The 14,747-nt window shown below is 64.2% G+C and carries 9 protein-coding genes and 1 tRNA gene; 5 read left to right on the top strand and 5 right to left on the bottom strand.

Annotated elements, in window-relative coordinates:
• Positions 1-18 precede the first annotated feature (18 nt).
• On the bottom strand, positions 19-744 hold the full coding sequence (gene pth, locus CHEID_RS07680; RefSeq protein WP_238599363.1) for an aminoacyl-tRNA hydrolase: 726 nt from the start codon (positions 742-744) through the stop codon (positions 19-21).
• A 364-nt stretch (positions 745-1,108) separates the two neighbouring features.
• Between pth and CHEID_RS07675 the strand changes: the two genes are divergently transcribed.
• The 4 genes from CHEID_RS07675 to CHEID_RS07660 all read left to right on the top strand — a co-directional run bounded on the left by CHEID_RS07675 (position 1,109) and on the right by CHEID_RS07660 (position 6,606).
• Positions 1,109-2,713: a peptide ABC transporter substrate-binding protein gene (locus CHEID_RS07675; protein ID WP_112769841.1), complete on the top strand. Its 1,605-nt coding sequence runs from the start codon at positions 1,109-1,111 to the stop codon at positions 2,711-2,713.
• Between the two features lie 218 nt (positions 2,714-2,931).
• On the top strand, positions 2,932-3,858 hold the full coding sequence (locus CHEID_RS07670; RefSeq protein ID WP_112769842.1) for an ABC transporter permease: 927 nt from the start codon (positions 2,932-2,934) through the stop codon (positions 3,856-3,858).
• Positions 3,851-4,816, top strand: a complete 966-nt coding sequence (locus CHEID_RS07665; RefSeq protein ID WP_112769843.1) for an ABC transporter permease — start codon at positions 3,851-3,853, stop codon at positions 4,814-4,816. Before CHEID_RS07670 ends, CHEID_RS07665 begins: the two co-directional genes overlap by 8 nt.
• Entirely contained in the window at positions 4,813-6,606 is a 1,794-nt protein-coding gene (locus CHEID_RS07660) for a dipeptide ABC transporter ATP-binding protein (RefSeq protein ID WP_112769844.1), read from the top strand. The genes CHEID_RS07665 and CHEID_RS07660 overlap by 4 nt, the downstream gene beginning before the upstream one ends.
• A gap of 96 nt (positions 6,607-6,702) precedes the next feature.
• On the opposite strand, the gene CHEID_RS07655 is transcribed toward CHEID_RS07660, so the two are convergent.
• The 4 genes from CHEID_RS07655 to CHEID_RS07640 form a co-directional block, all read right to left on the bottom strand.
• Positions 6,703-7,377, bottom strand: a complete 675-nt coding sequence (locus tag CHEID_RS07655; protein WP_112769845.1) for a 50S ribosomal protein L25/general stress protein Ctc — start codon at positions 7,375-7,377, stop codon at positions 6,703-6,705.
• Positions 7,378-7,643: 266 nt separating this feature from the next.
• Complete coding sequence (locus tag CHEID_RS07650) at positions 7,644-8,615, bottom strand: ribose-phosphate diphosphokinase (RefSeq protein WP_112769846.1); 972 nt, start codon at positions 8,613-8,615, stop codon at positions 7,644-7,646.
• Positions 8,616-8,833: 218 nt separating this feature from the next.
• The gene (glmU, locus tag CHEID_RS07645; protein ID WP_273661513.1) at positions 8,834-10,297 is read right to left on the bottom strand and encodes a bifunctional UDP-N-acetylglucosamine diphosphorylase/glucosamine-1-phosphate N-acetyltransferase GlmU; all 1,464 of its coding nucleotides are present in this window, start codon (positions 10,295-10,297) and stop codon (positions 8,834-8,836) included.
• A gap of 433 nt (positions 10,298-10,730) precedes the next feature.
• Positions 10,731-10,802: transfer RNA gene (locus CHEID_RS07640), tRNA-Gln, on the bottom strand.
• A 149-nt stretch (positions 10,803-10,951) separates the two neighbouring features.
• On the opposite strand from CHEID_RS07640, the gene mfd reads away from it, so the two are divergent.
• Complete coding sequence (gene mfd / locus CHEID_RS07635; protein ID WP_112770204.1) at positions 10,952-14,731, top strand: transcription-repair coupling factor; 3,780 nt, start codon at positions 10,952-10,954, stop codon at positions 14,729-14,731.
• The last annotated feature ends 16 nt before the right edge of the window (positions 14,732-14,747 follow it).

Genomic DNA, 14,747 nt, shown 5'->3' with positions numbered 1-14,747 from the left:
GGCGTTCATCGTCATGGTTTAGGTCCGGGGGTGGATCTCATTTTGTGCATTGGGGACGCCCCCAACAACAGCGATACGCACAGCATCTGCGGCGTTGCCCAGCGCCACCGGCAGCCACTCCTGCTCTGCCTTGGTGAAGGGTTTCAGCACGAAGTTGGACACGTCCATCCGACCCGGGGGACGGCCAATGCCAATGCGGATACGTACGTAGTCGCGGGTTCCCAGGGCTTGGCTGGTGGATTTGAGCCCATTGTGGCCGTTTTCGCCACCGCCGACTTTGAGCCGCACCGTTCCGGGATCCAGGTCAAGTTCATCGTGGATGACGATGATGCGTTCGGGGGGGATCTTGAAGAACTTCGCCAGGGCTGCGATGGGGCCCCCGGAGGCGTTCATATAGGTGCGGGTGCGCGCGAGGATGACGGGGACTGGCCCGTCGGCGTCGCTCCCGGACTGGGTGAGACCGCTTGACCCGCCGGGGAGACTTAGGCGCGTTTGGCAGATCTGGCTGTTGGTTTTGCGGTGGATGCTGAGCGTCTCCGGCATGGGGGAGAGGTCCCCCAGCAGTTCATCGAGGGTCAGGTAACCGACGTTGTGACGGGTGCTCGCGTACTCCGCACCGGGGTTACCGAGTCCTACGACGAGCCACGGCTGGCCGTTCGCGGCGGGTGGGGTGCCCGTGGGTCGAACTACGGATCCGGCAGTATCTTTCCGGGGTTGGTGGCTCCGGTGGCTGTGGGAAAACACCGCTACATTGTGCCATTCGGAGGCACTCTCCCGGGAAGCCATGGCTTGGGCGGGGTGGAGCCGATACGGCTGGGGCCGATGCTGCGTGCCCGGGTCAGTTCACTCGCATCCATAGCGAAGAATGGTCATTATCACATATAACACTGGCCCGTTAGGGGCTCAATAAAGAATTAGCGGAGATTCAACATGATGGGGTTAACCAGTTGTTCGTTTTGCCAGGCTGTTTTAACCTGTGCTGAAAACCGTCCGCGGTGAATCCCGCCGTGTGACAACGGCTTTCCACGAGAGTAGGTGCGCCTTGCTGAAACGGACACATGCCAATGGGACGCGCGGAGGTTCTCCGCGCCGTGGCCCTTGGAAGAAGATGCTGGCGGTGGGTTTCACCGCCGCGCTAGCTGGGGGAGGGCTCACCGCTTGTGGCGGTTCCGACTCTGGCGGCAGCTCCGATAACGTCATTTCGACGGATGCCTCGGAACCCCAAAACCCGCTGGTTACAACGAACACCAACGAAAACGGGGGAGGACGCGTCCTCGACGAGTTGTACTCCGGGCTGGTGCGCTACACCTCAGACGGCAAGACGGAAAACGCGGTTGCCGAATCCATCACCCCCAATACGGATGCCACCGAATTTACATTCAAGCTTCGGGATTGGAAGTTTACGAATGGGGAAAAGGTAACGTCCGATAGCTTTATCGACGCGTGGAACTATGGCGCGGCTGCCAAGAACGCCCAGCTCCAGGCTGACTTCTTTTCGCCCATCAAGGGTTATGAGGAGGTCTCCGCCCCCGGTTCCACCAAGGACAAGATGTCCGGTCTGCAGAAGGTCAGCGATACCGAATTCAAGGTGGTGCTCAACGACCCGGAATCTGCCTTCCCAGATCGCTTGGGCCATGCCCCCTACATGCCTCTGCCTAAGGCAGCCTTCCAGGACATGAAGAGCTTCGGGGAGCACCCCATCGGCAATGGGCCTTACAAGCTGGTGGACAAGGAAGCTTGGGTCCACAATCAGTACATTAAGTTGGAGGCTAACCCGGACTACCCGGGCCCCAACAAGGCCAAGAACGGTGGCATCGAGTTCAAGATCTACAACAATCTGGACACCGCCTACGCCGATCTGCAGTCCAACAACCTGGACATCACGTACCAAACCGTGCCCTCCAGTGCGATGGCTACGTATCGCGATGACTTCCCGAAGTCCCACAGCGATAGCCCCTTCGCGTCCATCCAGACGTTCTCTATCCCGAGCCGCTTGGAGCACTTCGGCAACGACGAGGAAGGCAAGCTGCGCCGCGAGGCTCTGTCCATGGCAGTCAATCGCAAACTGATCACGGACAAGATCTTCTCCGGTGGGCGCACCCCGGCCAAGGACTTCGGCGCCCCCACCCTCGGCGACGGAACGCCGAACATCGAGGGCAACGACGTGTTGGACTACAACGCGGACAAGGCCAAGGAACTGTGGAAGAAGGCGGATGCCATCAAGCCCTGGTCCGGCACCTTCGAGATTGCCTACAACTCTGACGGCGGTCACAAGGAGTGGGTGGAGGCCGTGACCAACGACATCTCCCAGAACCTGGGGATCGAGGCTCACGGCAAGGCCTACCCGACGTTCAAGGCTCTGCGCGATGACGTAACCAAGAAGACCATCTCCACCGCATTCCGTACGGGGTGGCAAGCCGATTACCCCTCCATCTTCAACTTCCTGTCCACCCAGTACGCCACGGATGGCCCGTCGAACGATACGCAGTACTCCAGCAAGGAATTCGACGATCTCCTGGCCAAGGCCTCGGCTGAGACCGACAAGGCCAAGGCTCAGAAGGATTACAACGATGCCCAGGCTGTACTGATGAAGGACCTGCCGGCCATTCCGCTGTGGTACTACAACGCGACGGATGCCTGGAACGAGGACCTCAAGGGCGTGAAATACAACTGGAAGGGCGCCCCGGTCTTCACGGAGATCGAGAAGGGCTAAGCCCTTGGTGGATGTTTCGATGCTGCGCACGATGTGATCGAAAGACGGGGCCCGGTGTCCGCACTCAGCGAACGCGGGGCTCCCCCTTTTCGTCGTTCGAAACATTCTTCCGGCCCCGGCGTCGTCAACAGCTTCCCCCGCCCCGACGCCCTCACCAACCTTCCCGCCGACCCATCGATAGTTGCCCATCTAGACCCAAGTAGGGATACCCCCCAACCATGTTGTGGTACATAGGCAGACGCCTCTTACAGATTGTGCCCGTATTCTTCGGCGCCACTCTGCTCATCTACGCAATGGTCTTCCTCACCCCGGGAGATCCCGTCACTGCTCTGGCCGGCGACAAAGCCGTCAACCCAACTGTGCTGCAAAGCATTCGCGAGCAGTACCACCTGGATAAGCCGTTCATCGTCCAGTACCTGCTGTTCATCGGCGGCCTGTTTAAGGGGGATCTGGGGATGACCTTCTCTCAGCGCCCCGTCATTGACGAGCTCGCCCGGGCTTTCCCGGTGACCTTCGAGCTAGCCCTACTGGCGCTGCTCATCGAGACAGTCTTCGGCGTGGGCTTCGGCGTTCTCGCCGGGCTGCGCAAGGGAGGGTGGTTCGACTCGACGGTTCTCGTCGTCTCCCTGGTCATCATCGCGGTGCCCATCTTCGTGCTGGGCTTCGTGGCTCAGTTCCTCTTCGGCATCAAGTGGGGGGTCGTCGCGCCGACGGTGGGGTCCAAACCCACACTGTCCGATCTCATCCTGCCCGCCTTCGTGCTGGGCTTGGTCTCCTTCGCGTATGTCCTGCGACTCACCCGCTCGGAGGTGGCCACGAATCTGCGCTCGGACTTCGTCCGCACCGCCTACGCTCGCGGACTGTCCCCACGGACTGTGATCCTCCGACACGTCCTGCGGAATTCCCTGATTCCCGTCATCACCTTAATCGGCACCGACCTGGCCGCTCTGATGGGTGGGGCAATCGTCACCGAGGGCATCTTTAACATCCACGGGGTCGGTGGTCTGCTCTACAAGGCGGTCACCTTGGGGGAGGCACCGACGGTGGTCAGCGTGGTCACAGTGCTCGTGCTGATCTTCCTAGTGACCAACCTGGTTATCGACCTGTTGTACGCCGCGCTGGACCCGAGGATCCGCTATGCCTAAGACCAATTCACCGCTACCCAGTGAGCAAGACGTCCGCAGCATCCGGTGGGCCGCAGAGGTTAAAACCGAGGATGTGCTGACCCGAGATCAGATGCTGCCCGATGAGGCCCCCACCAGCACCTTCGGAGAGGCCTGGAAGCAGATGCGCAAGCGCATTACCTTCTGGGTGGCCCTGGCCCTCATCTTCCTGGTCATCCTCCTGGCGGTTGTGCCGGGGCTGTTCACCAGCCTGGACCCGCACGCCGCTGAACTGTCCAAGTCCCTGGCGAAGCCGGAGGGCGGGCACCCCTTCGGGTTCTCCCAGCAGGGCTATGACGTGTACGCCCGGACCATTTATGGCGCCCGCGCCTCCGTCATCTGTGGCATCGCCACGACTTTCCTGGTGACAATCATGGGCGTGTTTGTCGGGGCGGTGGCCGGGTATCGGGGCGGCTGGCTGGATTCTTTGCTCTCCCGAATTTCCGACATCTTCTTCGCTATCCCCCTGTTGCTCGCCGCAATCGTGTTGATGCAGGTGTTCAAGTCCCGCAATATCTGGACTGTTGTTCTCGTCCTCGCGCTGTTCGGCTGGCCGCAGATGGCCCGCGTGGTGCGCTCGGCGGTGATCAGCGTGAAGAACAACGAATACGTGCAAGCCTCTCGGGCCCTTGGGCTGTCCAGCGGGAAGATCTTGCTGCGCCACGTCCTCCCCAACTGCCTGGCTCCCATCATCGTTATGGCCACGACCAGCCTGGGCATCTACATCGTCATGGAGGCCACCCTGTCCTACTTGGGCATCGGGTTGCCGCCGACAGAGGTTAGCTGGGGCAATGACATCTCCGCTGCCCAGAACGTGATCCGCGAAGCGCCGAACGTCCTGTTCTACCCCGCAGGTTTCCTGGCCCTTACTGTGCTGGGGTTCATCCTCCTCGGCGATACCCTCAAGGATGCTTTCGACCCGAAGGAGCGCACCCGATGACCAGCAACTCCCCGACAGCGTCCGCACACGACGCGCCCTTCTTGCCGCAGGCGCCGCAGGATGATCCACTGCTGCGGCTCCGCGGGGTGGATATCGCGTTCGGCGGAAAGAAGAAGCCCCTGCCCACTGTCTTCGAGGTGGACCTAGACGTCTACGAGGGCGAGACCGTCGCCATCGTGGGCGAGTCCGGCTCCGGTAAGTCCACGGTGGCCCATGCGGTCCTGGGCCTGCTGCCCGGGGGTGGGCACGTCACCGGTGGCAGTATCACCTTTAGGGGGGAGGACATCACCCACGCCTCCGAACGCCTGTTCACGCAGTTGCGCGGCAGCCACATCGGGTTGGTCCCGCAGGATCCGATGAGCAACCTCAACCCCGTGTGGAGCATCGGCACCCACATCGGGGAGGCCCTCAAAGCCAACAACGTCGCCACCGGCTCCGAGGCCCACGAGCGCATCCTCGAACTGATGCGAGAGGCCGGATTGCCGGAGGCGGAGCGGCGGGCGGGGCAGTACCCCCACGAGTTCTCCGGCGGTATGCGCCAGCGCGCCCTCATCGCCTGTGGTTTGGCGGCCCGCCCCAAGCTTCTCATCGCCGACGAGCCGACCAGTGCTTTGGACGTGACGGTACAGAAGCAGATCCTCGATCACCTGCAATCCCTCACGGACCAACTGGGAACGTCCGTCATGCTGATCACCCACGACTTGGGCCTGGCCGCCGAGCGGGCGCGACGCATTGTGGTCATGAGCCAGGGGCGCGTCGTGGAGACAGGGCCGGCTCTCGAGATCCTCCAGGATCCCCGGCACCCCTACACACAGAAGCTGGTCTCTGCGGCTCCATCCATTGCGGCGCGCCGGAGTGACGTCATGAAAAATCGGGAGATTGGGGACGCCAACCCACCGAGCGCGGGGCAGCAGTCCCCCGCACGGCCCACCGACGCCGCGGTGCCCGCCAGCAAGGCGGGGGAGGCGCAGGACCGCAGTGGGAGCCACCTCATCGAGGTCAGTGGCCTGACGAAGGAGTTCGACGTGCCTGGGGATCGCCCGTGGCGCAAGAAGAAGTTCATCGCGGCGCGGGACGTCAGTTTCTTCCTCCGACGGGGCCACACCTTGGCGCTGGTCGGGGAATCCGGGTCGGGCAAGTCCACAGTGGCGCAGATGATCCTGGGATTGCTGGAGCCCACCGAGGGGAAGGTGCTGTTCGATGGCAAAAATGTGACGGGGCTGCGGGGGAAAGACGAGTTAGCTTTCCGCCGCCGCGTGCAGCCGGTCTTCCAGAACCCCTATGGCTCCATCGACCCCATGTACAGCGTGTTCAACACCATCGCGGAGCCGCTGAAAATCCACCGGGTAGGGGACAAGGGCAGCCGGGAGAAGCGGGTGCGCGAGCTGCTGGACATGGTGGCCATGCCCCAGTCCATGATGCACCGGTTCCCCGGGGAGCTTTCCGGCGGCCAGCGCCAGCGCGTGGCCATTGCTCGCGCCCTCGCCCTGGACCCGGAGGTCCTCGTACTCGACGAAGCCGTCAGCGCGCTGGATGTGTTAGTGCAGTCGCAGATTCTGCAGCTACTGAACAAACTGCAGTCTGAAATGGGGCTGACGTACCTGTTCATCACCCACGATCTCGCGGTGGTTAAGCAGATCGCCGACGAGACGCTGGTGATGCAGGATGGCAGCATTGTCGAGCGCGGGGAAACCGACGAACTGTTCGCCAATCCCCAGCAGAAATACACCCGTAGGCTGCTGGATTCCATCCCGGGCGGAAAAATCCCGCTGTACACCTTCAGCGGGTGAACAGCGGGTAAGTAGGGGGGGGAGCAAAAGTTCACCGGTGTGCCAGGTGCCTTCGGGTTTCGGACTTACCTTCGGACCTAAGACTCGTCTTCTGGTCTAGGACTCGTCGGACTGGGCAGCCTCGGTGGCCTCTGGCTCCTCCTCGTCGGCGGGAGCGGAGGTGACCTCCCCGTCCTCGCCGATGACGGTTTCGCCCTCGCCGGACTCGGGCTCAGGCAGCTCTTCCTCGGCCGGCTCGACGATGTTGATGATAAGGGTCTCCGGCTCGGAAACGAGGGAGGAGTTGGACGGCATCTTCACGTCGCTGGCCAGTACCTGGTGGCCAATCTCCATGCCCTCCACGTCGATGGTGATCTCTTCCGGGATGTCCATGACGTCCGCCAGGATGGTGATAACGTCCGCATCCTGGGTGACCAGTGCGCCCGGGGCGGGCTCGCCCTCGTAGACGACGGGCACGTCCACTTCCACCTTCTCGCCGCGCTTGACGTACAGGAAGTCGGCGTGGTCCACATCTAGGGTCAGGACGTTCTGGTCCACGGTCTTGATCATGACGAGGTGATCCTCGCCCTCAACTTCCAGCTCCAGCACGGCATTGACACCGTCGTTACGCAGGATGGCCTGGAGCTCCAGGATGTCCACGTGCACGTGGAGGGGATCCTCGCCGTGGCCGTAAACAACGGCGGGAACGCGGAAGTCCTTGCGGAGGCGGCGGGAAGCGCCCTTGCCGAACTCGTGGCGAATGTCGGCCTTCAGGCGGGAAACGTGAGACATTGTTCTCCTCTAAAAAAAGGGGGTGGTTTCGTGAAAACTCTCGCGCGGTTTGACGATCGAGGCCCTTCACACACCCGAGGAGAGCAGCGCGCCGTTAGGGGCGTCGCTAAGAATGAGCAGCTCACGAGTGGGTTCATCGCGCCGATAACGGCCAATGCCCCTGTAGGGGCACCGGCCCTCGCCGAGATCGCCGCTTAGCTTAACATCGGGGCCGCAGGGGGGACAAAAGCCCCGCGTTGACGGGCCCCCGGCGGCGGTTGCAGGTCTTATTCGAAGAGGTTGGTGACGGAACCGTTCTCGAAGATCTCGTGGATCGTCTTCGCCACCAGGGGTGCGATGGGCAGCACCGTGAGGTTCTCCCAGCCCTCTGTGTTCTGCGGAAGGGTATCGGTGGTGATGATCTCGCGGGCGCCGCAGCTATTCAGCCGTTCCCGAGCGGGGCCGCTGAACACGCCATGGGTGGTGCCGATGATGACGTCCGTGGCGCCGGCCTCCCGCAGCACGCCGACGGCTCCGGCGATGGTGCCCCCGGTGTCGATCATGTCGTCCAGCAGCACACAGGTCCGGCCACGCACATCACCGACGACGCGGTTCGCAGTGACCTCATTGGCCACGTCCACATTGCGGGTCTTGTGGATGAAGGCGAGGGGGGCGTCGCCGAGAACGTTGGCCCACTTCTCCGCCACCTTCACCCGGCCGGCATCCGGGGAAACCACGCAGATGTTGTCCAGGTTGTAGTTCTCCCGCACGTAGTCCGTGAGGATGGGCATCGCGTGCATGTGGTCCACAGGGCCGTCAAAGAAACCCTGGATCTGATCGGTGTGCAGGTCAACGGATACTAGGCGATCGGCGCCGGCCGCCTTAAACAGGTCCGCGATCAACCGGGCGGAGATGGGCTCGCGGCCGCGGTGCTTTTTGTCCTGGCGGGCGTAGGGGTAGAAGGGCAGCACGGCGGTGATGCGCTTGGCGGAGCCCCGCTTCAACGCATCGATCATGATGAGTTGCTCCATCAGCCAATTATTCAGCGGCTGAGGGTGGGATTGCAGTACGAACGCATCCGAGCCGCGAACCGACTCCTCGAAGCGGACGAAGATCTCTCCGTTGGCAAAGTCCCGGGCCGTGGTGGGGGTGAGTTCCACCCCTAGCTCACGGGCGACGGCTTCGCCGAGGGCCGGGTGGGCCCGACCGGAGAAAATCATCAAGTTCTTCTGGTTGTCGATCCAGTGAGTGGTAGACACAAGCGAGCCTTCCGAAAAAGTCTGGGGCGGGGAGCGTGCGGTCCGAACTGTCGCCTACTTGGCCGGGAAGCTCACCCGGCGAAAGGGGCGGGAAACCGTCAGGCAGGTCAATAATAGGTCGCGGGTTACCATTCGACCAACAGTCGGCAAACGCAAGGGGTGGCACCGGAGGAGAGGGTCGCACTCGGCGCGCGGGGCGGTGGTCGGGGAGTGCGCAGCTAGTGTTGCTCGGTTCCGGAAGCCCCGCCGTCCGCCTTGCCCTGGGCATCCAGCGCAGCTTGGGCCGCCTCCGCCGCCGCAGTCCCAGGGCGCCGCTGCTGGACCCAGCCCTCCACGTTGCGCTGCCGACCGCCGGACACCGCCAGCGCTCCCGGCGGGACATCTTCGCGGATTACGGTTCCAGCCCCCGAATAGGCGCCATCCCCTACGGTCACCGGAGCGATGAACATCGTGTCCGATCCGGTGCGGACGTGTGAGCCGACCGTGGTGTGGTGCTTGTTCACCCCGTCGTAGTTCACGAACACGCTGGAGGCGCCGATGTTGCTGTGCTCGCCGATGGTCGCATCCCCCACGTACGTCAGGTGGGGGACCTTGGAACCCCGGCCGATCTTCGCCTTCTTCGTCTCCACGAATCCGCCGATCTTGCCCTCGTCCCCCAAGTCCGTGCCCGGGCGCAGGTAGGCGAAGGGACCGACCTCCGCGTGCGCGCCGATGGTGGCGTCGTAACCATGCGTGCGCAGGACCCGGGAACCTTCCCCAACCTCGACATTCACCAGGGTGGTATCGGGACCGATCTCGCAGTCATCGGCGATGTGCGTGCTGCCTTTGAGCTGCGTGCCCGGGTGGATGGTCACGTCCCGGCCGACCTGAACGTCCACATCAATCCACGTCGTCGCCGGGTCTACCACCGTCGCCCCCTGTCGCATGGCCTCCCGCACGCAGCGGCGGTTCAGCTCCGCGCCGGCGGCGGCTAGCTGGATCCGGTCGTTCACGCCCGCCAGTTCCTCGGCGTCCTCCGCCATGTGGGCGCGCACCGGATGGCCCTGGGAGCGAGCGATGCCCAACACGTCCGTCAGGTACAGCTCCCCCTGGGCGTTGTTCGTGTTCAGCTTGCCGAGAGCGCCGCGCAGTATGTCCGCGTCGAAGGCGAACACGCCGGAGTTCACCTCGGTGATCACCTTCTGCTCGGCCGTGGCGTCCTTCTCCTCCACAATGGCCGTGACCTCTCCATCAGAGGTGCGGATAATGCGGCCGTAGCCCTTGGGGTCCGGTTGGGCCACGCTGAGCACCGTCACCGCCGTGGGCACCTCCACGTGGGCCTCGTGCAGGCGTCGCAGGGTCTCGGAGGTCAACAGCGGCACATCCGCGTTCGTCACGATCACCGTGCCGGAGAAACCCTCCAACTGCTGCATCGCACACTGCACCGCATGTCCGGTGCCGTTTTGTTCCTCCTGGACTGCGATTTTGATGTCGCGACCCAGGTGTTCCGCCGTTTGCGACACGGCGGGGCCCACCAGCTCGCGACCGTGGCCGATTACCGCCACGATGTGCTCCGGGTGGGCCTGGGCCGCCGCGTGGAGGCTGTGCTCCAGCAACGTCCGGCCGCCGATAGCGTGGAGTGTTTTGGGCGTTGCCGAGCGCATCCGCGTTCCAGCCCCGGCGGCGAGGACCACCACACTCAAATCCGCGTCGCCATGCCGGTGGGCTTGGGTGCTGGCGCGTTGCTGCGCTGCCGTTGCGGGGGAGTTGGGCGCTGCCTGGTGCTGCGCGCTGTTGGTCGCGGTGCTACTCAAAGGGGGCCATCTTCCTGGTGGGGTTCGGATGAGGGGAGGGGGGGACGCCAGGGCCCAACCGCTTTTCTCGCCGTGCCCCTGGGGCCGAAGTGCCCGCTGCCAGAAGGGGTGTTGGGGCGATACCAAGCAGCGTGAGGGCGCAGAGAGGGTCCCGCGCGTCTTTTAGCTTAACGGCCGCCGGGTGGGTGCCGTGGAAGCAATCGCGGACTGTGGGGGAGGAGGGTGGGGGGCAGCCAGCGGCGCGGGGAAGGGGGGATGGGGCCGGTGGGCATGAAAAAACCCGCTGCAGCCATGGGGCAGCCAGCGGGTATTAGGGGAATCGCTCTCCCACCAGGACTCGAACCTAGAATGACGGTACCAAAAACCGTAGTGTTGCCAATTACACCATGGGAGAAAACAGCGGGCACAGCGGCACCGAGGGCGCGCCCTGCGCTCGGGACAAACTGTAGCGCACCCTGGGGGAGTCATTGAAATAGGCCGAGGGGTGCGCGGTGCCGTGGGAGCTGGGAGGCATGTCCTCCCGGGAACGTAAACTGGTCCACCATGTCCGGCGCCGCGTCCTCTTCGTCTTCATCTGCTGCTTCCTCTCATCCCACGGCCCCCATCTCGGGCTCCGCTCATTCCTCCGCTCCGGCCCTGTCCGGGGTTCTGGCTGCAGCGATGCGGGATTCCAAGTTGGTGGGGTTGTTCACCCACGTCGGTGAATCGGAGCTGCACATCCAGGGTCCCGAGGCCATCTGGCCCTTCGTCGCTGGCGCGGTGGCCCAACGTGCCCCGGTACTCATCGTCACGGCGACCGGGCGCCAAGCCCAGGATCTGCAAGCCGTGCTTGGACACATGCTGGGCGGGGCAGTGGAGCTGTTCCCCGCATGGGAGACTTTGCCCCACGAGCGGCTCTCCCCCTCCGTGGAGACGGTTGCGCGGAGGATGCGGGTGCTCCACCGATTGGCCAACCCAGATGAGAAGAACCCCCTCAGGGTTGTGGTGGCCCCTACCCGCGCCTTCGTGCAGCCGGTGCAGTCCGGGTTGGGGGAAATCGAGCCCATTGCCCTGCGGGTGGGGGAGGACACGGAATTCGAAGACCTGCAGCAGCGATTGGTGCAACTGGGTTACACGAACTCGGACGTGGTGGGTAAGCGGGGGCAGTTCGCCACCCGCGGAGGGTTGGTGGACATCTTCCCGGCGGATGCGGAGCTGCCGGTGCGCGTGGAGTTCTGGGGGGATGAGGTCGCCGAGATCCACCCCTTCAGCGTGGGGGACCAACGCACCATCCCGGGGCCCGGGCCGCAGGAATTGCGGATTTATCCGTGTCGAGAACTCCTCATCACCGAGGAAGTGGCGGCCCGTGCGGCCCGGTTGGCCCGGGAACACGCAGGTAATGCGGAGTTGGCGGAAACCTTCGACAAGATCAGCCAGAAGATTTACGTGCAGGGTTTGGAATCCCTGATCCCCGTGCTGCACAGCTCCCCCCTGGTGGCTCTGCCGGAGGTTATGCCGCAGGGGACCCACACCATTGTGGTCGCTCCCGCCGCAGTGGAGCGGCGGGCGGTGGATCTCCGGGAGACGGGGGAGCAGTTCATGGCCGCAGCGTGGGATGCGACTGCGATGACGGACGTCCCTACCGCGGGCCCCGCCGACGGCGTCGCATATCTGTCCGTTGCGGCAGTCCGGGAGGTGCAGCGCCGTCTCGACCGGCCCTGGTGGACCCTGTCCCCGCTGGGCATGGCGGACTACGGTGACGCGGGTGCCACAGGGGATTTTGAGGCCGATGCGCTCTCGCTCGACTATGCCCCCGCGCCCCAGCCCCACGGGGATCTGGAGTCCATCGGCGCCATGATGTCCGCCATCCGCTCGCGCGTGGAGGCCGGCGGACGGGTGGCCTACGCCGCTCCCACGACAACCGTGGCGGCTCGGATGATCCGGAGGTTCCGGGAGGCCGGTATCCCTGTGCAGCCCGTGGGCATGGACTTGTCCGGGATGCGCGGGCTTGGGCGGATCAACCGGAGTAAAGCCCCTGCGGCCTCCGCCCCGCCGAACCCCGGCATGGTGAGTATCTACCACGCCGTGGCCCACGCCGGAGTGGACTTCCCCATGGCTGGGGACAAAGCGGGTCCAAGTCTGCTGTTCATCACCGAAACCGACGTGACCGGCAATCGCGTGGACGCCCAGGCCACCGGCAAGCGCAAACCGGCCAAGAAGCGCAATCGGGTAGATCCCCTGGCCCTGTCTGAGGGGGACCTCGTAGTCCACGATTCCCACGGCATCGGGAAGTTCGTGAAGATGGTGGAGCGCACAGTGGGCAAGGGGGCAGATGCCTCCCGCCGGGAGTACCTCGTGTTGGAGTACGCCCCCAGCAAACGGGGAGGTCCCGGAGACCAGCTCTACGTTCCCATGGATCAGCTCGACCTGCTGTCCCGCTACGTGGGCGGGGAGAAACCCGCCCTATCCAAGATGGGTGGCGTGGACTGGAAGAACACCAAGCGCAAGGCTCGCTCGGCCGTGCGCGAAATCGCCGCCGAGCTGGTGCAGCTCTACGCGGCGCGCCAGGCCGCGCCGGGATACGCGTTCGCCCCGGACACCCCCTGGCAGCGGGAGATGGAGGAGGCCTTCCCCTTCACCGAGACGGAGGACCAATTTCAGGCCATCGAGGCGGTCAAGGCCGACATGGAAAGGCCCGTACCGATGGACCGGGTCATTGTCGGGGACGTCGGTTACGGCAAAACCGAGGTCGCCGTGCGGGCCGCGTTCAAGGCCGTGCAATCCGGCAAGCAGGTCGCGGTGTTGGTGCCCACGACGTTGCTGGCGCAGCAGCATTACTCCACGTTTAGCGAGCGAATGCAGGACTTTCCGACGGTGATCAAGGAGCTCAGCCGGTTCACCTCCCCGGCGGAGTCCCGGGAGGTCATCGCGGGAATGGCCGATGGGAAAGTGGACATCGTCATCGGCACCCACCGTCTTCTGCAGACTGGCCTGCAGTGGAAGAATTTGGGCCTCATCGTCGTGGATGAGGAGCAGCGCTTCGGGGTGGAGCACAAGGAGCACATCAAGGCCCTGCGCACGCACGTGGACGTGTTGACGATGTCCGCCACCCCCATTCCGCGGACCCTGGAAATGTCCATGGCTGGGATCCGGGAGATGTCCACCATCCTCACACCCCCGGAGGATCGCCACCCCGTGCTGACGTATGTGGGCTCGCGGGAGGACAAGCACGTGGCCGCAGCGATTCGGCGGGAACTGCTCCGAGATGGTCAGGTCTTCTACGTGCACAATAAGGTGCGGACCATCGAGCGAGCGGCCGATGATTTACGACGCCTGGTACCGGAAGCCCGGATCGTGGTGGCCCACGGCCAGATGAGCGAAGAGCAGCTAGAGACCACCGTGAAGGGTTTCTGGGACCGGCAGTTCGATGTCATGGTGTGCACCACCATTGTGGAGACCGGCTTGGACATCGCCAACGCCAATACCCTCATCGTGGAAAACGCCCACCACATGGGGCTCTCCCAGCTCCATCAGCTGCGCGGCCGGGTGGGCCGGTCCCGGGAGCGGGGGTATGCCTACTTCCTGTACCCCAAGGGGGAGGTACTTACAGAGACCTCCTACGACCGACTGTCCACCATCGCGGCGAACAACGACCTCGGGGCCGGCATGGCGGTGGCGATGAAAGACCTGGAGATGCGCGGGGCCGGCAACGTGTTGGGCGCCGAGCAGTCGGGGCACATCGCGGGTGTGGGCTTCGACCTGTATGTGCGCCTCGTCGGCGAGGCCGTGGAGGCTTTTCGCGCCATGGCCGACGGGGAGACCGTGGACGGCACCGGCGAGGAGCGCAAGGAAATCCGCATCGATCTGCCGATCGATGCGCACATCCCCGCAGAATATGTGGCCTCCGAACGGCTGCGCCTAGAGGCTTACCGCAAGTTGGCGGAGGCGCAGACGGAGGAGGATATCGCGGCGGTGCTGGAGGAATTCACCGACCGCTACGGCGCGCCCCCGGTCCAGGTGCAGCGGTTGGCCACAGTGGCTCGCCTGCGCCAATTGTGCCGGGACGTGAAGGTCACGGAGGTGGTGGCCACCGGTTCCAAGATCAGCTTCAGTCCGATCGACCTGCCCGATTCCGGGCAGGTGCGCCTGAAGAGGTTGTTCCCGTCGGCGGTGTACCGGGCCACGACGAAGATCGTGCAGTTGCCGGTCCCGAAACAGGGGGCCGGGATGCGGGCCGTGGCCCTGCGGGATACGGAGCTGGTGCAATGGTGTGCCGATGCGCTTAGCCACCTCGCCGGGCTGCCCACCCGCGATATGCGCGGCGGGGAGCCGCCGACGCGCTAGGGGTGTACAGACGGAA

Origin of the sequence: Corynebacterium heidelbergense, from assembly GCF_028609845.1 — a bacterium.
Taxonomy (GTDB): Bacteria; Actinomycetota; Actinomycetes; order Mycobacteriales; family Mycobacteriaceae; genus Corynebacterium; species Corynebacterium heidelbergense.
This window is presented reverse-complemented; position numbering and strand designations above follow the sequence as displayed.